This is a genomic window from Devosia sp., assembly GCF_025809055.1.
GTDB lineage: Bacteria > Pseudomonadota > Alphaproteobacteria > Rhizobiales > Devosiaceae > Devosia.
In genome coordinates, this window is sequence record NZ_CP075529.1 from 300153 (window position 1) to 319574 (window position 19422).

Annotated in this window: 18 protein-coding genes; 14 read left to right on the top strand and 4 right to left on the bottom strand. The window is 62.7% G+C overall.

Annotation, left to right across the window (positions count from 1 at the left end; all coding sequences use genetic code 11):
* Positions 1–121: 121 nt before the first annotated feature.
* Complete coding sequence (locus KIT02_RS01460; protein ID WP_297581326.1) at positions 122–1426, top strand: hypothetical protein; 1305 nt, start codon at positions 122–124, stop codon at positions 1424–1426.
* 19 nt (positions 1427–1445) lie between these two features.
* Positions 1446–3440, top strand: a complete 1995-nt coding sequence (locus tag KIT02_RS01465) for an OmpA family protein (RefSeq protein ID WP_297581328.1) — start codon at positions 1446–1448, stop codon at positions 3438–3440.
* 33 nt (positions 3441–3473) lie between these two features.
* Here KIT02_RS01465 and KIT02_RS01470 read toward each other — a convergent pair whose 3' ends face one another.
* Positions 3474–4424, bottom strand: a complete 951-nt coding sequence (locus KIT02_RS01470; protein ID WP_297581331.1) for an alpha/beta hydrolase — start codon at positions 4422–4424, stop codon at positions 3474–3476.
* Positions 4425–4592: 168 nt separating this feature from the next.
* Between KIT02_RS01470 and dapA the strand changes: the two genes are divergently transcribed.
* Both dapA and smpB read left to right on the top strand, forming a co-directional pair.
* The gene (gene dapA, locus KIT02_RS01475; protein ID WP_297581334.1) at positions 4593–5468 is read left to right on the top strand and encodes a 4-hydroxy-tetrahydrodipicolinate synthase; all 876 of its coding nucleotides are present in this window, start codon (positions 4593–4595) and stop codon (positions 5466–5468) included.
* A gap of 92 nt (positions 5469–5560) precedes the next feature.
* Complete coding sequence (gene smpB / locus KIT02_RS01480; protein ID WP_297581336.1) at positions 5561–6061, top strand: SsrA-binding protein SmpB; 501 nt, start codon at positions 5561–5563, stop codon at positions 6059–6061.
* 254 nt (positions 6062–6315) lie between these two features.
* Here smpB and KIT02_RS01485 read toward each other — a convergent pair whose 3' ends face one another.
* Positions 6316–6867 carry an NYN domain-containing protein gene (locus KIT02_RS01485; protein WP_297581338.1) on the bottom strand — a complete coding sequence of 184 codons (552 nt, stop codon included), beginning with the start codon at positions 6865–6867 and terminating at the stop codon, positions 6316–6318.
* A gap of 218 nt (positions 6868–7085) precedes the next feature.
* On the opposite strand from KIT02_RS01485, the gene rpoZ reads away from it, so the two are divergent.
* From rpoZ to KIT02_RS01535, 10 genes are all read left to right on the top strand, one after another.
* Positions 7086–7454 (top strand): DNA-directed RNA polymerase subunit omega, encoded by a 369-nt coding sequence (gene rpoZ, locus KIT02_RS01490; RefSeq protein WP_297581340.1) that lies wholly within the window; start codon positions 7086–7088, stop codon positions 7452–7454.
* Positions 7455–7711: 257 nt separating this feature from the next.
* A complete protein-coding gene (locus KIT02_RS01495; RefSeq protein ID WP_297581342.1) occupies positions 7712–9991 on the top strand; it encodes a bifunctional (p)ppGpp synthetase/guanosine-3',5'-bis(diphosphate) 3'-pyrophosphohydrolase in 2280 nt (759 codons plus the stop codon).
* Positions 9984–10574, top strand: a complete 591-nt coding sequence (gene pyrE, locus KIT02_RS01500) for an orotate phosphoribosyltransferase (RefSeq protein WP_297581345.1) — start codon at positions 9984–9986, stop codon at positions 10572–10574. Before KIT02_RS01495 ends, pyrE begins: the two co-directional genes overlap by 8 nt.
* 164 nt (positions 10575–10738) lie before the next feature.
* Entirely contained in the window at positions 10739–11146 is a 408-nt protein-coding gene (gene acpS, locus KIT02_RS01505) for a holo-ACP synthase (protein WP_297581348.1), read from the top strand.
* 52 nt (positions 11147–11198) lie between these two features.
* Positions 11199–12023 (top strand): signal peptidase I, encoded by an 825-nt coding sequence (gene lepB, locus KIT02_RS01510; RefSeq protein ID WP_297581351.1) that lies wholly within the window; start codon positions 11199–11201, stop codon positions 12021–12023.
* Complete coding sequence (gene rnc, locus KIT02_RS01515) at positions 12020–12727, top strand: ribonuclease III (RefSeq protein ID WP_297581354.1); 708 nt, start codon at positions 12020–12022, stop codon at positions 12725–12727. Before lepB ends, rnc begins: the two co-directional genes overlap by 4 nt.
* Positions 12724–13647, top strand: coding sequence for a GTPase Era (era, locus tag KIT02_RS01520; RefSeq protein WP_297581357.1), 924 nt, complete (start codon positions 12724–12726; stop codon positions 13645–13647). The genes rnc and era overlap by 4 nt, the downstream gene beginning before the upstream one ends.
* Before the next feature lie 220 nt (positions 13648–13867).
* Positions 13868–14572, top strand: a complete 705-nt coding sequence (recO, locus tag KIT02_RS01525; RefSeq protein ID WP_297581359.1) for a DNA repair protein RecO — start codon at positions 13868–13870, stop codon at positions 14570–14572.
* Positions 14573–14776: 204 nt separating this feature from the next.
* Complete coding sequence (gene parC, locus KIT02_RS01530; protein ID WP_297581361.1) at positions 14777–17077, top strand: DNA topoisomerase IV subunit A; 2301 nt, start codon at positions 14777–14779, stop codon at positions 17075–17077.
* 310 nt (positions 17078–17387) lie between these two features.
* A complete protein-coding gene (locus KIT02_RS01535) occupies positions 17388–17696 on the top strand; it encodes a Dabb family protein (RefSeq protein WP_297581363.1) in 309 nt (102 codons plus the stop codon).
* A gap of 245 nt (positions 17697–17941) precedes the next feature.
* On the opposite strand, the gene KIT02_RS01540 is transcribed toward KIT02_RS01535, so the two are convergent.
* Positions 17942–18673, bottom strand: a complete 732-nt coding sequence (locus KIT02_RS01540; protein WP_297581365.1) for an arginyltransferase — start codon at positions 18671–18673, stop codon at positions 17942–17944.
* A 60-nt stretch (positions 18674–18733) separates the two neighbouring features.
* Complete coding sequence (locus KIT02_RS01545; protein ID WP_297581367.1) at positions 18734–19252, bottom strand: RDD family protein; 519 nt, start codon at positions 19250–19252, stop codon at positions 18734–18736.
* Positions 19253–19422 lie beyond the last annotated feature (170 nt).

Here is a 19422-nt window from a genome sequence, read left to right on the forward strand (position 1 = left end):
ATGGGATCGTTTGTCGGTCGCAACGCGACGGCAACACACTGCACCACGAATAGTGTGGTCGCGTTTCGACAAACCGCTGGGGAACCGGCACCAAAAAATGACTGACTTTGGAGGTCAATTAATGAAACTCAAGAGCCTTATCCTCGGTTCTGTTGCCGCTGCCGGTCTCTCGACTGCTGGCTACGCTGCCGACCTGGGCGTCCTCACCTCGCTGGACGTCTGCGACGCTCTCGGCCTCTCCGGCCTGACCATTTCGTCCGACACCAACTGCCTGCAGATCACCGGCGGCGTCTCCTACTCGTTCGAGTGGGGTGATTACCGTGGTTCCTGGCCGACCGCTGGCGTGCTGCACAGCCCGCGTTCGACCATGGACAACGATGAAATCGCACCGGGCGTGAACAACGACTGGCGCTCGAAGGTTGAAGCCTGGCTGAAGTTCGTCGGCACTGCCGATTCCGAGTTCGGTCCGGCCTCCGTGACCCTGAAGCTCAAGGAAGTCCAGGACGTCCGCGTCACCAACGAAACCGTTGTTGACTCGCCCGATGGCGCTGCCCTGACCTTCGACGAAGCCTTCGTCTCCATCGGTGACACCACTGTCATCATGGCCGGCAAGAAGGGTTCGATCGCCAACTTCGGCGACGACGAGCCGCTGAACTGGCTTGGCACCTTCGGTTCCGACGCTGCCGACAAGGGCGTTCGTTGGGACATGATCGACGGCAACCTCGACACCGGTGGTCACGTGATCCAGGTCGTTTCGAGCCTCGGCAACGGCGTTACCGCCAAGATCGGCCTCGAAAACCTGAACGACTCGCTGCCGGCCTATGCTGGTACGCTGGTTGGCGTTCTCGAATATGCTGGTGACGGCCTGTCCGCTCACGTGACCGGTCTTGCCGGTGGCATCCTCGACGGCGTCGTGGAAGCTTGGTCCGTCCATGCTGGCTTCACCGCCACCCTCGACACCTTCAAGATCGTCGGTGCTGCTGCTGCTCAGCATGACGGTGTTGACACCGACTGGAACGCTCTGCTGTCCGCTTCGGCAACCTTCGACATGTTCACCATTGCCCTGTCGGGTGAAGCTCTGGGTGGCAACATCCACAACACCGACTTCGGCATCGGCGGCTCCATCGGCGCCAAGGTTACCGACACCGTCAGCCTGAACCTCGGCGGCAAGTACTACGACTCCAACAACGGTGGCGACGACGCCTACCAGATCGCCGCTCAGATCGTTGCTGCGGTCACCGAGACTGTGAAGCTCACCGGTGAAGTTGGCGTCTATGGCAACATCACTGCTGCCACTTCCGACTTCTACGGCAAGGCCGAGCTGGCTTGGGCTCCGGGTGGTGACTTCACCTCCTCGCTCGCTGGCGAAGTCCACCAGAACGGTGCCTACAAGGTCACCTTCAAGGCTGCCAAGGAATTCAAGTAATCCTTGGATTACTCCTGAATTGGGAAAGGCCCGGCTTTGCCGGGCCTTTTCTTTTGTCCAGCTGCCGGGGCGAGGGCATTTTTGTTTGTTGCGCCGGGCAAATCATCTACCTTGCAGGCAACGGCGGCTTTCCAACGGATTCGGGATGAAAAAGAACCTGCTTGTGCAGGCAGTGCCAGGCTTGGCAATTGTCTTGGGTTGTTCCATGAGCGTCTTGGCCATGGCGGCTCCCGCGGCGTCGGTGGACGTCGCGCCCGGTCAATTCGCCGGTGGAGGACAGATCGGGTCCCCTTCAAACGACCAGTTTGCGCGCGATTTGCCCCTGTTGCTGGCGCAGTCGTCGACTCCGTCCACATCCGGCTCGGTGATATCGCTCGCGTCCCCGCAGATCGCCGACTACTGGGTGACCGTCAGCCGCCAGGATAGTGGCGTTCTGGTCTTCGATGGCTATGTTCCCGACGAACAGACGCGCCAGGCCTTGGCCAAGATCGCCGGCGCCGACGCGTCCTACCTCAAGCTCGGCCGGGGTGCGCCCGCCAATTACCGGGCAGCCGTCGATTTTGGCGTCACTCTGCTCGCCCGAGTGTCCGAAGGGCGCTTTTCTCTCCGCGGCGGCGCAATGTCACTCGAGGGAACGGCCCGGACATCTGCCGACTACGCGGCATTGACCGCCGATCTTGAAACGGGGGCGCCGGTCGAGCTCGAACTGGCCACATTGGATGTGAAAGCGCCCGCAGTCAGTCCCTACAGGTTTGGCATCGAAAAGACTGAAACTGGCGAAGCCCGGCTGCGCGGTATCTTGCCTACTCCCCAGATTGAGAACCAGTTGCTGGCGCTTGCAGGCGGTAACGCCGTGTCCAATGTGGGATATGCCTCGGGCGAAGCGCCCAATTTTGTCGCCTCCGCCGAACAGGCGGTGCAGTTTCTCCCCCACCTGGCCTCCGGCATGGTTCGATTTGACGGTCAGTCCTGGTCGGTTTCGGGCCAGCCGACCTCCGAGGCCGGCAAAGCCGCCATCGAAACCGAGTTTGCCATTCAGCAATTGGCGCAGGCCGGCTGGACCCTTGACCTTGCCCCGGTCGTTCCAGCCGCGCCGGAGCCGTCCTCTGCCGAAAATGATCAGGCTCCGGCCACGGCCGAGAGTGCGGCAACAGGTTCCGGGCCATATACATGGTCACTTGCTCGATCCGCTGACGGTGCGGTGACTGTTTCCGGCTTCATCCCGGCCGAAACTCTGGGCCGGTTCCTGGACGTTCGCCTGGCCGGGCAGGGCCCGGTAGTCAACACAATGCAGGTGGCCGATGGGGCTCCCGAAGGATTCTCGCGGGACGTCTTGATCGCTTTAGACATGCTGGACCTGTTGGGTTCGGCCCAGATTGATTTTGACGGGCAGGGATGGCGGGTCACCGGCCAGGCCGCCGAAGACACGTTCGAAAGTGACGCCGCTTTGGTTCTTGGCGATCAGGCAGCCAATTGGCAGATCGCGGTCGAACCGGTTGCGGTTGCGCAATCCATGGTCGAAGAATCCGAGCCGGAGATCGCCGAAGCGGTGACGCCAACGGCCGAAGTCGAGCCCGCTGCGGCCTCCACCCCGGTTGTCGAGACTGCCACGGCGCCCGCCGCCGAAAACCCGGCGGCGATTGAACAATGCCGCGCCGAGCTTGCCGAACTCACCTCGCACAATGCCATTCTGTTCCAGTCTGGTGCCGCCATCATCGCCGATAGCGCCCGGAGCGAACTCGATAGCTTCGCTGCCACACTCTCCCTTTGCCCTGAGGCGCCGGTCTATGTGGAGGGCCATACCGACAGCGACGGCGAAGCGACGGCCAATCTGGTGCTCTCGGTGTCGCGTGCTGAATCGGTCGTCCAGGCGCTGATCGAGCGGGGCGTCGACGCCGCGCGCCTCTACGCCATAGGTTACGGCGAGTCGCAGCCGGTGGCCGACAATGCCACCAGCGAAGGCAAGCGCAGCAACAGGCGCATTGTTATTTCGATACCCGATCAGCCGGAATAACGGGAGCTGCCTGCCCTTGCTACACGCGGGGTGTCAGGCGGCTTTTCCGGCTCTGTCGGCGTTTACCGCGAAGACAAATCCGGCAACCGCCTCGATTTCATCCTGCTGGTCAAACAGCGCCGGAGATCCTTGGCCCGACAGGGTGAGGGCTGTGGCATCCGGCCGGCGCCGCACCATTTCGTCAAAGGTTTCGCGCCGCACCTGATCGGTCAACTGGGTCCGCATCAGCATGAGCGGCGCGCAACTCAACGCGTCGAACAGGCGCCATTGCGGAACCAGCACATCGTCGAAGCGGAAGCCGGAGATAGCCTCGATCAATCTTCGATCGAAGAGCGGGCGCGGGCGGTTACGCTTGTCAAACCAGTGGCTTCTATGCGCCAGCTCATCCAGTGCTTCATCTGAATGTCCCGGGTAGTCAGCGCCGAGGATGCGTCTGAATCCGGCGGTGACGGCCTTGCTGCCCCGCAGGCTTTCCACATGGGCCAGGTTGTTTCTCAATCGCACCAGCCCCCGCGAATCCGTGACCGGTCCCGCATCGAGCAGCACTGTCCCGCCAATGAGCAGGGGGTGCGCGGCCGCCAGGGCCATGGCCACCTGTCCGCCATGGCCCTGGCCGACCAGCACGATCGGTCCGGTGCCGAGCGCCGCCAGAATGTCGGCGGTGTCGCGGGCATCACTGAGCGAGCCATAGGCGGTGCCGGCCGGCCTGTCGTCGCCACGGCCGCGACCCGGCAGGTCGATCAGCACCAGCGGCCAGTCACCACCGCTCAGCCTCTGGAACGCAGTCGCAAAATCCGTGAAGTCGCTCATATTGCGGTGATAGCCGGCCAGGCACACAACCGGCATCCGTCCACGGCCGAGTTTGCCGCGCACATGGACAGCGGCACGGGTGGCGCCATCGCTCAGCGTGATCATCTGCACCGGCAGCCCGGCAAAGGCTGGGTGGTCGGCCGGGACCTGGCGGCGTTTGCGCATCAGCTTCATGGGGATTGTTTATCGGGCCGCAGCACTGCGCCACAAGCCCGATTTGCTTCCTTGTCGCTGGGCGTCGATGAAAGTATGGTGCGCGCTGTCCGCGCCGCGTGGTGGCGGATCGATCATGGACGTACCAACCGGCTATGAGCCGGCCATCCAATTGAGGAATTTCGACAAATGCTGCGTGGTTCGATTACGGCTCTCATCACTCCCATGCGCGATGGGGCTGTGGATGAGAAAGCCTTCGCGCGCTTTGTCGATTGGCAGATTGGCGAAGGCACGCATGGCCTGGTGCCGGTGGGCACGACCGGGGAAAGCCCCACGGTGAGCCACGAAGAGCATCACCGCATCGTCGATATCTGCATCGAAGTGGCCAATGGTCGGGTGCCGGTCATTGCCGGGGCAGGGTCCAATGCCACTGCCGAGGCCGTGTCGCTGGCCCAGCATGCTGAAAAGGCCGGCGCCGATGCCGTGCTTTCGGTTGTGCCTTACTACAACAAGCCCAATCAGGAAGGCCTGTTCCAGCATTTTTCCGCCGTGGCGCGAGCCGTCGGCATTCCGGTCGTTCTCTACTCGGTGCCGAGCCGGACGACGGTCGACCTCACCGTCGACACCATCGTGCGCCTGCGCGAGGCCCATTCCAACATCATAGGGGTCAAGGACGCGACTGGCAGCATGGAGCGGGCCAGCATGCAGCGGGTGCGTCTGGGCAAGGACTTTGTGCTTCTTTCAGGCGATGACAGCACCGCCCTTGGCTTCAATGCCCATGGCGGTCATGGCTGCATTTCCGTCACGGCCAATGTCGCGCCGCGCCTGTTCTCGCAAATGCAGGAACTGTCCCTGGCGGGTGATTTCGTCGGCGCGCGCGAAATCAACGACAAGCTGGTTTACCTGCATCGGGACCTGTTCATGGAGCCCAATCCGTCACCGGCCAAGTATGTGGCGAACCGGCTGAACCTCTGCGCCAACGAAATGCGCCTGCCACTGGTGCCGGTCAGCAAGTCCACCCAGGACGCCATGGACTTTGCAATGGGCCACGCAGGCCTTATCTAGGGTCGGAAGGCAACCTTTATTGCCCCCGCGCGTCAGTGTTCGAGCCCTTCGCACACCGCGAAGGGCTACCCATTTACTCAAGCAACCGACCCATGGCCGCCAGCAAGAACGACAAGAACAAGAACGGATGGATCAGCCACGGCCAGGTGGCTGAAAACCGGCGTGCGCGGTTCGACTATGAGATCGGCGACACCATCGAGGCCGGGATTGTCCTCACCGGCACCGAGGTGAAATCGCTTCGCCTCGGCAAGGCGCAGATCGCCGAGTCCTATGCGTCGCCGGAAAAGGGCGAACTCTGGCTGATCAATGCCCACATTCCCGAATACCTCCAGGCGAACCGCTTCAACCACGAGGAAAAGCGGCCGCGCAAGCTGCTGGTGTCCAAAAAGCAATTGTCCAAGCTCGATCAGGAAGTGGCGCGCGCCGGCAATACCATCGTGCCGCTAAAACTCTATTTCAATGACCAGGGCAAGGCCAAGCTGCTGATCGGCATCGGCAAGGGCAAGAAGAACTTCGACAAACGCGCCACCAGCCGCGATCGCGACTGGAACCGCGACAAGGCCCGCATCATGAAAGAAGGCGGCCGCGGCTAAACGAGCCGGCGCGCACGGCCGTCACCTCTTCTCCTCCCCCTCCTTCAGGGGGAGGCCGGGTGGGGGTGCTCCCCGGCACACTCTGAATTCTGTGCCTAAGCCCTCACAATATAGCCGCCACACCAATTCCTCGGCTCCATCGCCCCCTCGCCCCTCTGGGGAGAGGGCCGGGGTGAGGGGTGCAGACCCTCGGCAGAGGCACGACTCTGCCCCCATCCGGCACCCTCGATCCGGCACTATCAGACCAAAAAAGCCTAAGCCTCGACCGGCCTCTGCGCCTGCGGGCGTCCGACGGTCTTCGCCAATTCGGCCACATCCAGGAAGTAATCCGCCTGCCGCCGCAGGTCGTCCGAAATCATCGGCGTGGATGTCGTCAGCGTCGAAACGACTGTCACCCGTTTGCCCTTGCGCTGCAGCGCGGCAACCAGTGCAGTGAAGTCACCGTCCCCGGAAAACAGGATCAGGTGATCGAAATAGGGCGATAGCTCGAGGGCATCCACCGTGAGCTCGATGTCCATGTTGCCCTTGACCTTCCGGCGCCCGGCGGCATCGGTGAATTCCTTGGCCGGCTTGGTCACCACCGTATAGCCATTGTAGTCGAGCCAATCGATCAGCGGCCGTATCGAGGAATATTCCTGATCCTCGACCAGCGCCGTATAATAGTTTGCCCGCAGCAGATAGGCCTTGCTGCCGAACTCGGTCAACAGCTTCCGATAGTCTATGTCTATGCCGATTGCTTTAGAGGTGGCGTATAGATTGGCGCCGTCGATGAAAAGCGCGATCTTTTCTCTCGGATCAATAGCCATGCTGAAATGTGTTCCTGAAAAATGGCTTGTGCGGCAGGTGGATACTTCCATCTACCCTGAAAAATAGCGGCGCAGCCCGCCCTTGCCGCTTAAGTTCGGTATTCGCATATTTTCGCTGCTGCGACAAGTTGGACGCTGGGCGGGGGAGGGCGTCCTTGTGTTTGCTGGCTGCATGATGTATTGCGAGCCTTCATTTCCGAAAAATTTTGGAGACGTTCGTGGCACGCGTCACCGTTGAAGACTGCATTGAGAAGGTCGACAATCGTTTCGACCTCGTTCTGATGGCCGCTCATCGCGCGCGCATGATTTCGTCCGGCGCGCAGATCACCGTGCCGCGCGACAACGACAAGAACCCAGTCGTTGCCCTGCGCGAAATCGGTGATGGCACCATTTCGCCCGAAGACCTGCACGAGGATCTGATCCACTCGCTGCAGAAATATGTCGAGGTCGACGAGCCCGAGAACAGCGCCGCTCCGATGATCGAGAGCGCCGGCGACGATGATTCGATCAATTTCGACACCATCAGCGAAGAAGAGCTGCTGCGCGGCATCGAAAGCCTCGCCCCGCCCGAACGCCGGGATGACTAGTCTGCGTCTTGCAAATCTCTCCAGTGGAGAGATTTGAGCAGACTAGGCCATGAGACTTCGATCCGTGCCGAAGGCAAAATCGTCCCTGTGGGACGATTTTAGGTGAGAAGGCCACGAGAGCTATGCTCGAGTGGCACGCACCAGCCTTGCGGCGCCAGCCGATCCGATTATATCAAGAGCGTCCGGCATGCGTCGGACGCTCTTTTCATTTCCAATCAAAGCGCTAAGCTCATTCCCGAGAGCGAGCGGCTACCCCAATGATGCGTCAGTACGAACTCGTCGAGCGCGTTCAGGCCTATAACCCGAACGCCGACGAGCAGTTGTTGAATAAGGCCTATGTGTACGCCATGCAGAAGCATGGCTCGCAAAAGCGCGCCTCCGGCGATCCCTATTTCAATCACCCGCTGGAAGTCGCGGCCATCCTCACCGAGCTCAAGCTCGATGATGCGTCCATCGCCGTGGGGCTCCTGCACGATACCATCGAGGACACCGACGCCACCCGCGCTGAGATCGATCAGCTGTTCGGTTCGGAAATCGCCGCCATCGTCGATGGCCTGACCAAGATCGAGCGGCTCAATCTGATGTCGCGCGAGGAAGCCCAGGCCGAAAACCTGCGCAAGCTCCTGCTCGCCATCAGCCAGGATGTGCGGGTTCTCCTGGTCAAGTTGGCCGACCGCCTCCACAACATGCGCACCCTGCAATATGTGCCGCCCGAAAAGCAGCGCCGCATTGCCCAGGAAACCATGGATATCTATGCCCCGCTCGCCGGCCGCATGGGTATGCAGGATTTGCGCAATGAGCTCGAGGACCTGTCCTTCCGCATCCTCCAGCCGGATCACTATGAAGCCATCACGGCGCGTCTCGAGCAGATGCAGGCCGACTACCGCGAAACCATCGATACCATCACCGCCGAATTGACCGACCTGCTCGGCGAAGCCGGCATCGCGGCGCGGGTCAAGGCGCGGGTGAAGTCACCCTATTCGATCTTCTCCAAGATCGAGCGCAAGTCGATCGCCCTCGAACAGCTGTCCGACATGATCGGCTTCCGCGTCGTGGTTGGATCGCTCGAAGAGTGCTACCGCACCGTGGGTCTCATCCATACCCAGTGGAAAGTCGTCCCGGGCCGCTTCAAGGACTATATCTCGGTCCCCAAGCACAACGACTACCAGTCCATCCACACCACCATTGTCGGGCCCAGCCGGCAGCGCGTCGAGCTGCAGATCCGCACCGAGGACATGGATCGCATTGCCGAATTCGGCATCGCCGCCCATGCCCTCTACAAGGATGGCGCCTCGGCCAATCTCGGCCGCATCGAGATGGAGTCGCACGCCTATGGCTCCCTGCGGCAGACCATCAGCCACCTGACCTCGGGCATCGCCTCCGAGGACTTTCTCGAATACACCAAGCTTGAGCTGTTTCAGGATCAGGTGTTCTGCTTCACCCCGCGCGGCCGCCTGATCGCGCTGCCACGTGGCGCTACCCCGATCGATTTCGCCTATGCGCTGCACACCGACATCGGTGACACCTGCGTCGGCGCCAAGATCAACGGCCTGATCCTGCCGCTGGTGACCCAGCTGCGCTCCGGCGACGAAGTCGAAATCCTGCGCGATCAGAATCATCGCCCGCCGTCCAACTGGATCGGCATTGCCGCCACCGGCAAGGCCCGCGCCGCCATCCGCCGCGCCGTGCGTCAGGCTGCGGCTCAGCGCGCCTTTGCCCTGGGTGAGCACGTGCTCAACATGATGCTCGAACGCGAAGGCGTCATGCTCGACGAGGCCGAGGGCAAGGCCCTGGCCGAGGCGCTGGCGCAGCCCAGCAAGCGTGACCTGCTGGTCGCCGTGGGCGAGGGCAAGGTCGGCTCGGAACCTCTGGCCACGGCGCTGGAGCAGGTCAAGGGCATCCGCAAGCGCCGCCGCAAACTCGACCTGCCGGTCGCCGATACGGCGGACGGGTGGTTTGCTCTGCGCGCCGTCGAGCATTTCCGCTTCCGCGTGCCGGGCGGCCAGAAAGCCGGGCCCCAGGCGACCGCAGCGCTCAACCAGCTCGATTTCCACACCCCGGTGCAATTGTCCAATGAGGGCGTCGTTCCGGGCGATCGGCTTGTGGGGATCCTGCAGCCTGATGAGCCTCTGCGGGTCTTCCCGATCCACTCCGATGCGCTCAACGCGCTTTACGACAGCGACGTCGCCTGGGTCGATGTGCGCTGGAACCTTACTGGCTCCGAGGAGCGCCTTTACCCCTCGGTGATCTCCATGGAATCGGTGAACAGGCCCGGTTCCCTGGCGCAGATTTCCTCGGCCATTGCCGCCTGCGACGCCAACATCAACAATCTGGTCATGCGGATGATTTCGCCCGACTTCCACCAGATGATCTTCGAAATCGAGGTGCGCGACCTTGCGCAACTCACCGATGTTCTGGCAACCCTCAAGCGCAGCCCCGGCCTTTCCGCCGTCCAGCGGGCGGGACTGCGTGAGGCGGGGATGATCTCCACGCTGGAATGGGATGGCAGTATCGACAGGAGTTCGCGCGATGACTAGGGACGAAGTATTGGATGTCTTCCGCCGGTGCGGCGCCATGCTGGAAGGTCACTTCATTCTGTCCTCCGGCCTGCGCTCCCCGGTTTTCCTGCAGAAGGCCAAGGTGTTCCAATACGCTGCGGAAACCGAAGTGCTGTGCAAGGCGCTGGCCGATCGTGTCCGTGCCGAAGTCCCGGGCGTCACCAAGGTGGTTTCTCCCGCCATTGGTGGCATCATTCCCGGTTACGAGACCGCGCGCCACCTCGGCGTGCCCGCGCTCTACACCGAGCGCGTCGAAGGCCAGTTCGAGCTGCGTCGCGGCTTTGAGATCGCCGCCGATGATGAGGTCGTCGTCGTCGAGGACATTGTCTCGACGGGCCTGTCGATCCGCGAATGCGTTGCCGCCCTGCGTGGTATCGGCGCCAATGTCGTTGCCGCCGCCTGCCTTATCGATCGCTCGGGCGGCGAGGCCGACGTGGGCGTGCCGCTGATCAGCCTCATCGAATTCAAGGTCCCCGCCTATCCCGCCGATCAACTACCCCCCGAACTGGCCGCCATTCCACCCGTCAAACCCGGCAGCCGTGGCATTCAGGGCGTGAAGTAGATGACGATTTCCCCCTCATCCGGCGCTTCGCGCCACCTTCTCCCCGAGAGGGGGAAGAATGGCATCGCGTCCGCCTCTATTCCTCTCCCTCTCGGGGAGAGGGTGGATCGGTCGCAGACCGAGACGGGTGAGGGGGGGGCCTCGCCAAGTACGGAGCCAACCTCATGATCGTCGGCCTCGGCTCGGACCTGATCCAGATTCACCGCGTCCAGGAAACGCTGGACCGCCACGGCGAGCGCTTCACCAATCGCTGCTTTACCGAGATCGAGCGTCGCAAGTCCGACCGGCGCGCCCAGCGAGCCGCATCCTACGCCAAGCGCTTCGCTGCCAAGGAAGCCGTGTCCAAGGCCCTCGGCACCGGCATCAGCCATGGCGTCTATTGGCGCGACATGGGCGTGGTCAATCTGCCGTCTGGCAAGCCGACCATGCATCTGACCAATGGAGCCGCGCGGGCATTGGCCCGGCTTGTACCGGCCGGGCACGAGCCCCATATCCACCTGACCATCACCGATGATGCGGGGCTCGCACAGGCCTTCGTCATCATCGAGGCCCTGCCTACCGCGACCCGTTGACCCGGCGCCGGCAAACGCCTAACCCTTGCCCACCGCATTTTCGGGGACATCCATGAGCCAGCCTGCCGATAAGACCAAGGTAAAATCCGCCGCCAGCGAGTGGTGGGATACCTTTATCGTCATCATCGAGGCGCTGTTGATCGCCATCGTGCTGCGGTTCTTCCTGTTCCAGCCGTTCTCCATTCCGACGGCGTCCATGCAACAGACCCTGATGATCGGCGACTATTTCATCGCCAACAAGTTCGTCTGGGGCTACGGCAAGCATTCCTTCTCGCTCGGCCGCTACGGCGATTTCGCGCTGCTCGATTTCGAACTGCCGATCTCCAACCGCATATTCGGGCGCGAGCCACTGCGCGGTGATGTCGCCGTATTCCGTCCCGTCCCGCAGAACCTTGAATATATCAAGCGCGTCGTCGGCATGCCGGGCGACACCATTCAGGTGCGCGAGGGTCGCCTCTACATCAACGGCACCATGGTCGAGCGTGAACTGCTCGGCACCCGGCTCGATACCGACAGCAATGGTGATACGCGCGAAGTCAGCGTCTATCGCGAAACCTTCCCCGAGGGATCCACGCACGTCATTCAGGAAATCGGCGACAACCTGCCGCTCGACAACACGCCCGAATATGTCGTGCCTGCCGGTCACTACTTCATGATGGGTGACAACCGCGACCGCTCCGCCGACAGCCGCGTGCTCAGCCAGGTCGGCTACGTTCCGGCCGTCAACCTGATCGCCAAGGCCGAGGCGCGCTTCTTCTCCATCGCGGACAACCTGCCGCCCTGGCAGATATGGCAGTGGCCGGCCAATGTGCGCTGGGATCGCATGTTCCAGTCCGTCTATGGCGATCAGCCATATGACACGACGGCAGCGCCGTGAGCCGCCGGGACAAAACCCGCGAAAAGCTCCAGTTCCGCCTCGGCTACAATTTTGCCGATCCCGATCTTCTGGAGCGGGCGCTGACCCATTCCAGCGCCATCTCGCCGGCGCGGCGCGTCGAGCAGTCCTATCAGCGCCTTGAATTTCTAGGCGATCGGGTGCTCGGCCTTGTCGTCGCCGACATGGTCTATCGGCGCTATCCCAAATCCAATGAGGGCGACCTCAGCCGCACGCTCAATACGCTGGTGCGCAAGGAGACCTGCGCGGTCATCGCCCGCCAGCTCGATCTGGGCAGCGAGATGGTGCTGGGCGACAGCGAGGCGCGCTCCGGTGGCGCCGACAAGGACGCCATTCTCGGCGATGTCACTGAGGCGGTGATCGGCGCGATCTATCTTGATGGCGGTCTCGATCCGGCCCGGAAATTCGTCGAAACGCTGTTCGAGGAATTCCTTGCCGATGGCCAGGCCAGCCGCGCCGACGCCAAGACCACCCTGCAGGAATGGGCCCAGGCGCGCGGCCTTGAGCCGCCGGCCTATGAACTGGTCGAGCGCACCGGCCCCGACCACGCCCCCGAATTCACCATCGCGGTCGATCTGTCCGGCTTCGAACGCATCGAGGCAGTAGGGACATCCAAGAAAATCGCCGAACACAAGGCCGCCGAGGCCTTCCTGCTGCGCCAGAAGGTCTGGAAGGAACGCCCATGAACGATCCCGCCGAACTCAGCCAGACGTCCTGCGGCTTCATCGCCCTGGTCGGCGCGCCCAATGCCGGCAAGTCGACGCTGCTCAATGCCCTCGTCGGCACCAAGGTGTCCATCGTCACCCACAAGGCGCAGACGACCCGCAGCCAGGTGCGCGGCGTCCTCACCCTTGATCAGGCCCAACTGGTCTTTGTCGACACGCCCGGCATTTTTGCGCCCAAGCGGCGGCTGGACCGGGCCATGGTCGAAAGCGCCTGGGGCGGGGCAGGGGATGCCGACATCGTCGCCTTCATCCTCGATGCCGATCGCGGCATCACCCCCGAGATCGAAGCCCTTCTCGAAGGCCTCGAAAACATCCGCCAGCCCAAGGTGCTGATCCTCAACAAGATCGACACCGTCAAGCACGAGAGCCTGCTGAGCCTCTCGCAAACGCTCAACGGGCGCCTGCGCTTCGAGGCCACCTTCATGCTCTCCGCGCTCAAGGGCCATGGCGTCAAGGATTTCATCGACTGGTGCATCAAGCACGTGCCGCCGGGCCCTTGGCATTTCCCGGAAGATCACCTGACCGACCTCACCATGGCCATCACCGCCGCCGAGGTTACGCGCGAAAAGCTGTTCCTGCGCGTCCACGATGAAATTCCCTACAATTCCACCGTCGAGACCGAGAGCTTCAAGATCCAGAAGGACGGCTCCTACAAGATCGACCAGGTCGTCTATGTCACCCGCGACAGCCACAAGAAGATCGTGCTGGGCGCCGGCGGACAGACCATCAAGGCCATCGGGGCGGAGTCGCGCAAGGAACTGATGGAGATGTACGAGGTGCCCATCCACCTCTTCCTCTTTGTCAAAGTCCGCCAGAAATGGGCCGACGACCCCGAGCGCTATCAGGAAATGGGGCTGGAGTTTCCCGGTGGGAAGAACTAGCGCGACTGGCTTGCCCCCCTCCCTAACTGCGCTAAGGCCCTGCGGGGCCAGCTTCGCTACCCTCCCCTCGAGGGGGAGGGTGACATGGTGTTCCCGGATGCATCTGGCCTCGGCCACTGCCTCCACCTCCCCCCTTGTGGGGGAGGCAAGCAAAGCTTGGCGCGCAGCGCCTAGCGGCGCTCGGAGGGGGGTATGCCTCCGCACACTCCCGGGCTGCTAGATGGAATGGACCGGTGAAGCCCTGCTGATCGGTGTCCGCCGCCACGGCGAGTCCAGCCTCATTGCCGAGGCCATGGTGGCCGGTCGCGGCCGCTATCTCGGTCTGGTCCGCGGCGGTCGCTCGAGCAGGCTTTCGGCAACCCTGCAACCCGGCAATACCATCCAGCTCACCTGGCGCGCCCGCCTTGAGGATCACCTGGGCACCTTTTCCGTCGAACTGCTGCAAGCCCGCGCCGCCGGCCTGATTGCCGATCGCAAGCGGCTCTACCTGTCCCAGGTCGTGTTCGAGCATCTGCGCCTGCTTGCCGAGCGCGATCCGCATGACCGTTTGCTGGCCATGGCGCTCGATCTCATCGATCACGACCCCGATGGCGCAGCGCTGGCCCGCTTCGAACTGGCGCTGCTCGACGAACTGGGTTTTGGGCTGGATCTCGAAAGTTGCGCCGCTACTGGCGTTACCCAGGACCTCACCCACGTGTCGCCAAAATCGGGGCGCGCTGTGTCCCGGGCCGCCGCCGAACCCTACAAGGACCGCCTGCTGCCGCTACCGGCCTGCCTGGTCGGCCGCGGCAATGGCTCGCCATCCGAAATCGCCGCCGCCTTCCGCCTCACCGGATATTTCCTCGACCAGCATGTCTGGTCAGCCCGCCGGATCGATCCCCCGACCATCCGCGACAAGCTGATCGAACTGCTGACACTTGGATAGGGAACGCCCCGCGTCCACCGGCTACCCTCCCCCTTGAGGGGAGGGGAAGCAGAGCTTGGCGAGGAACGAGCCTAGCGGCGCTCGGGAGGGGGTGTTTGCCACTCGTTCTGCCCCCAAACCCGTGCAAAACCGCGTGTCTCCGCACCGTTCGCGCCCCTTCCGCTATACTCTGCTCCTGATTCGTTCCCCTGAATTGAGCCGAGCATGTCTGACGCCGATACCCTTCCGCCGCCTGACGATCAACGCATCGTCGATCTCAAGCAGGCGCTCGAAGAGCGGTATCTGTCCTATGCCCTGTCCACGATCACCCAGCGCGCCCTTCCCGATGCCCGTGACGGGTTGAAGCCCGTTCACCGCCGCATCCTGCACGCCATGCGCCTGCTGCGGCTCGATCCGAACCAGGGCTACAAGAAATCCGCGCGCATCGTCGGCGACGTCATCGGTAAGTTCCACCCCCATGGCGACCAGTCCATCTATGATGCGCTGGTCCGCCTCGCCCAGGATTTCGCCCTGCGCTATCCGCTGGTCGATGGTCAGGGCAATTTCGGCAATATCGACGGCGATAGCCCGGCCGCCATGCGCTACACCGAAAGCCGCATGACCGACGTGGCCACGCGCCTGCTCGAAGGCATCACCGAGGATGCCATCGACTTCAAGCCGACCTATGACGGCGAAGACGAAGAGCCGGTCGTCCTGCCCTCGAACTTTCCCAACCTGCTCGCCAATGGCTCCACCGGCATCGCGGTCGGCATGGCCACCTCGGTGCCGCCGCATAATCTCGTCGAGCTCTGCAATGCCGCACTCAAGATCATCTACACGCCCGGCGTCGAAACGGCCGACCTGATCCACCCCGATCCGTCCGCGCCGCCCAGCATGGACGACCTAGTGCGCGGCCCCGATTTCCCCACTGGCGGCCAATTGGTCGAAAGCCGCTCCTCCATCATCAATTCCTACGAAACCGGTCGCGGCTCGTTCCGCGTCCGCGCCATCTGGGAAAAGGAGGAAAAGGGCAGGGGCGTCTATCAGATCGTCGTCACCCAGATCCCGTACAGCGTGCAGAAATCGCGGCTGGTCGAAAAGATCGCCGAACTGCTTCTTGCCAAGAAGCTGCCGCTGCTCAAGGACGTTCGCGACGAAAGTGCCGACGACATCCGCCTGGTGCTCGAGCCGCGCGCCGGCACTGTCGATGCCGTCATCCTCATGGAGCAATTGTTCAAGCTCACCGAGCTCGAAGTCCGGTTCAGCCTGAATCTCAACGTCCTCGACCATGGCACGGTCCCCCGCGTCATGAGCCTCGCGGATGCTCTCAAAGCCTGGCTCGATCACCGCAAGGTGGTGCTGGTCCGCCGCTCCGAACATCGCCTGCAGCAGATCGCCAATCGCCTCGAAGTGCTCGAGGGCTACATTGTCGCCTACCTGAACCTCGACGAGGTCATCCGCATCATTCGCGAGGAGGATGATGCCAAGGCCAGCCTCATGGCTACCTTCAGTCTCACCGACAATCAGGCCGAAGCCATCCTCAACATGCGCCTGCGTTCCCTGCGCAAGCTTGAAGAGATCGAACTGCGTCAGGAGCACAAGAACCTGACCGAAGAACAGGGCAAGCTCGAAGCCCTGCTTGCTTCCGACAAGCGCCAATGGGGCGAGATTGCCAAGCAGGTCGAGACCCTCAAGAAGGCCTATCCGCTGTTCGAGGCCGATGGCACCACGCCCCATGCGCTCGGCGCCCGCCGCACCATTCTGGGCAATGCGCCCGCCGCCGATGCTGCCGAGATCACCGAAGCCTTTATCGAGCGCGAGCCGATCACGGTCATCCTGTCCGAAAAGGGCTGGATTCGCGCGCCCAAGGGCCACAACGCCACCATCGACGAAAAGGGTTTCAAGACCGGTGACCGGCTGAAACTGGCGCTCAATTGCGAGACCACCGATAAGCTGTTGATGCTCACCACCGGCGGCAAGGTCTATACAATCGGCGCCGACAAGCTGCCCGGCGGCCGCGGCCAGGGCGAGCCGGTGCGCATCATGGTCGATATCGAAGAAGGGCAGGATATCGTCGATCTTTTCGTCTATCGGCCCGGCCAGAAGCGCATCATCGCCTCGTCGGCGGGCTATGGCTTTGTCGTGGCTGAAGATGACCTGATCGCCAATACCCGCAAGGGCAAGCAGATCCTCAACGTGTCCCTGCCGGACGAGGCGCGGCTGATTGCGCCGGGCGATGGCGACCGTGTCGCCGTCATTGGCCAGAACCGCAAGCTTCTGGTCTTCCCCATGGCCCAGCTCGCGGCCATGAGCCGGGGCAAGGGCGTGCGTCTGCAGCGCTACAAGGACGGCGGCATTTCCGACATCAAGGCCTTCTATGCCGCCGATGGCCTGACCTGGACCGATTCCTCGGGACGCACCTATACCAAGCCAGCGGAAGAACTGACCGACTGGCTCGGCGACCGCGCCTCCGCCGGCCGCCAACCCCCAACCGGCTTCCCCAGAAACAACAAGTTTGTGGGGTGAGGGCCGGCGCACCCGCAAAATTGCTCCGGTGGAGCAATTTTAGGCCCGAACGCCCGAAGCGCTACGCGCGCAGGGCCGGGCCACTTTCCAGTTGAACTTCCCAAATGGGCGCGCGCCCATATGGACGTGTCTGTCAGTCAACGCGCCACACCCACCTACCCACCCACCGGGTCATTCCCGCGAAAGCGGGAACCTCTGTTGGCACGACGCAGGCCCTCACATCGACGACCCAACCGACCCGGATTTGCCACCCCAGACCGGACTCACCCCCTCAGCATCCCCTCCCAACCGATTCAAAGGACTCACGAAAATGATCCGCCACATCGTCCTTGTCCGCTTCCGGCCGGACGTCACGGCCGAGCAACGTCAAGTCATCTATCAAGATCTTGAATCTCTGCGTGAAGTCGTGCCGGGCTTCCTCGGCATGAGCGCTGGGCCCAATCTGTCGCCCGAAGGCAAGGATCAGGGCTTTGCCGAAGCGTTCACCATGGACTTCGCCGACGCCGCAGCCCGCGACGCCTATCTGGTCCATCCCGACCACCAGGCCGCCGGCGGCAGGCTTGTCGCCGCGCTCGAAGGCGGCCGCGACGGCCTGATCGTTTTCGATATCGAAGTCTGACGCAGATCCACACGGGATGGCGACAACATCCGTTGGACAACTACCGCCCGCGCATCGGACCCAGAAACAGACCTCATGGTGAGCTTGTCGAACCACGAGGTCGTGGCACGAATGGCATCCCCACGCCCGACTTCGTGGTTCGACAAGCTCACCATGAGGTCTCTGAAGCGCTGTTGCTCGGCTCAATCGCCCCCCGCCCCTCCGGCGAGAGGGCCGGAATGAGGGGCAAAGGTCCACCAGCCAGCCTAGTCAACCATGTCCGTCCAGCCGAGCGAGCCGCGCTGAACCTGCAGGGGCCGATAGTCGCCCTTATAGGCCATTTTGGGCGAGTCCTTCACCCAATAGCCGAGATAGACATAGGACAGATTGGCCGACCGGACCTGGCTGATATGGTCCAGGATCAGATAGGTGCCCAGGCTTCGATGGGCGTGGTCCGGATCATAGAACGAATAGACCATGGACAGCCCGTCGGGCATCACATCGGTCAGGGCAACGGCCAGCAGCGGCTGATCGGGCAGGTCGCGCAGGCGGTATTCGACCAGCACGGATTGCACCGGCGTGTCCTCGACCATGTACTCATAGTCCTGGTAGGTCATCTGCGTCATGCCGCCCCCATCGTGGCGGGCGCTGAGATAGCGCTTGAACAGCGCGTATTGCTCGCTTGTCGCGACGGTCGGCTGCACCGACACGGCAATATCGGCATTTGCCCGCAAGACCCGGCGGAACCTTTTGTTGGTTGCAAAGCCGCCCGCCACGATGCGGACCGACTGGCAGGCGCAGCAGCCCTCGCAGGCGGGGCGATAGATCAGGTTCTGGCTGCGGCGAAACCCGTTGTCGCTCAGCAGGTGATGCAGCGTCGAAGCCCGCCGCCCCGACAGGTGCGTGAAGAGCTTCCGCTCCATGCGGCCCGGCAGATAGGGGCAGGGCATGGCAGCGGTCAGGAAGAGTTGGGTGGTTTCGGGAGACTGGTCCGTCATCGAAGACCTGTTGGAGCCGGAAAGCCCAGTGTAGCGCTACCCGCTCCCGGCCGCAATGAGTCAGGCGCTGAACTGCCCGGCGCCATGCACGCGCTGCCAGTGACGCATCATCGGCGAGCGCCGCACCATCAGCGTGCCCATGATGAGGTCATGGATCATCTGCCGGCGCGGGGTGAACAGCGCGAAGAGGATGGCGACCGGCCAGGAAATCCAGAAGGTCACCCAGAATAGCAGGGCATGGAAAATCGCCATCCAGCCATCAAGCGGCTGGCCGCGCGCCGGCGTCAGCACAATATCCATCGCCTGCATCCCGACCGTGGCGCGCCGCGGCGAACCCAATGTTGCCGCGTAATAGATGACAACCGCCGCCGGCAGAACCAGCGCCAGGGTCAGCCAGGCCAGACCGAAGGTGAGAAAGCCGAGCACGACACCGACAAGGCCGAGAACCAGCGTCAGGGCGCCGATAATCACCAGGTCGATGAGATAGGCCATCACCCGGCGCGTCAGCAAACCCTCGAACAGTTCGGGGGCCGTATTGGGGTCGGGCAGGTTCGGGCGATTGGCATATTGCTGTGTCATGGACCACAGATTGTCACGACATGCCCGGCTTGCAAGAGGGTAGGGCACGCAAATGTGACCTTGAACCGGTCAGCACGTTTTCCAATAGCGCCTTTGCGCTGTCCAATCCCCGGCGGGGCAACCAGAGCGTTTTCAAGAAAAGTGGACACCACTTTTCTGGTTCGAAAACG

What these genes read in the sequence shown, in the direction of transcription:
- dapA (WP_297581334.1), top strand. Translation starts at nt 4,593, where the DNA reads ATGCTGCGTGGTTCGATTACGGCTCTCATCACTCCCATGCGCGATGGG.
- KIT02_RS01470 (WP_297581331.1), bottom strand. Translation starts at nt 4,424, where the DNA reads ATGAAGCTGATGCGCAAACGCCGCCAGGTCCCGGCCGACCACCCAGCC.
- KIT02_RS01545 (WP_297581367.1), bottom strand. Translation starts at nt 19,252, where the DNA reads ATGACACAGCAATATGCCAATCGCCCGAACCTGCCCGACCCCAATACG.
- KIT02_RS01485 (WP_297581338.1), bottom strand. Translation starts at nt 6,867, where the DNA reads ATGGCTATTGATCCGAGAGAAAAGATCGCGCTTTTCATCGACGGCGCC.
- KIT02_RS01535 (WP_297581363.1), top strand. Translation starts at nt 17,388, where the DNA reads ATGATCCGCCACATCGTCCTTGTCCGCTTCCGGCCGGACGTCACGGCC.
- acpS (WP_297581348.1), top strand. Translation starts at nt 10,739, where the DNA reads ATGATCGTCGGCCTCGGCTCGGACCTGATCCAGATTCACCGCGTCCAG.
- recO (WP_297581359.1), top strand. Translation starts at nt 13,868, where the DNA reads ATGGAATGGACCGGTGAAGCCCTGCTGATCGGTGTCCGCCGCCACGGC.
- lepB (WP_297581351.1), top strand. Translation starts at nt 11,199, where the DNA reads ATGAGCCAGCCTGCCGATAAGACCAAGGTAAAATCCGCCGCCAGCGAG.
- KIT02_RS01540 (WP_297581365.1), bottom strand. Translation starts at nt 18,673, where the DNA reads ATGACGGACCAGTCTCCCGAAACCACCCAACTCTTCCTGACCGCTGCC.
- era (WP_297581357.1), top strand. Translation starts at nt 12,724, where the DNA reads ATGAACGATCCCGCCGAACTCAGCCAGACGTCCTGCGGCTTCATCGCC.
- pyrE (WP_297581345.1), top strand. Translation starts at nt 9,984, where the DNA reads ATGACTAGGGACGAAGTATTGGATGTCTTCCGCCGGTGCGGCGCCATG.
- KIT02_RS01460 (WP_297581326.1), top strand. Translation starts at nt 122, where the DNA reads ATGAAACTCAAGAGCCTTATCCTCGGTTCTGTTGCCGCTGCCGGTCTC.
- smpB (WP_297581336.1), top strand. Translation starts at nt 5,561, where the DNA reads ATGGCCGCCAGCAAGAACGACAAGAACAAGAACGGATGGATCAGCCAC.
- parC (WP_297581361.1), top strand. Translation starts at nt 14,777, where the DNA reads ATGTCTGACGCCGATACCCTTCCGCCGCCTGACGATCAACGCATCGTC.
- KIT02_RS01495 (WP_297581342.1), top strand. Translation starts at nt 7,712, where the DNA reads ATGATGCGTCAGTACGAACTCGTCGAGCGCGTTCAGGCCTATAACCCG.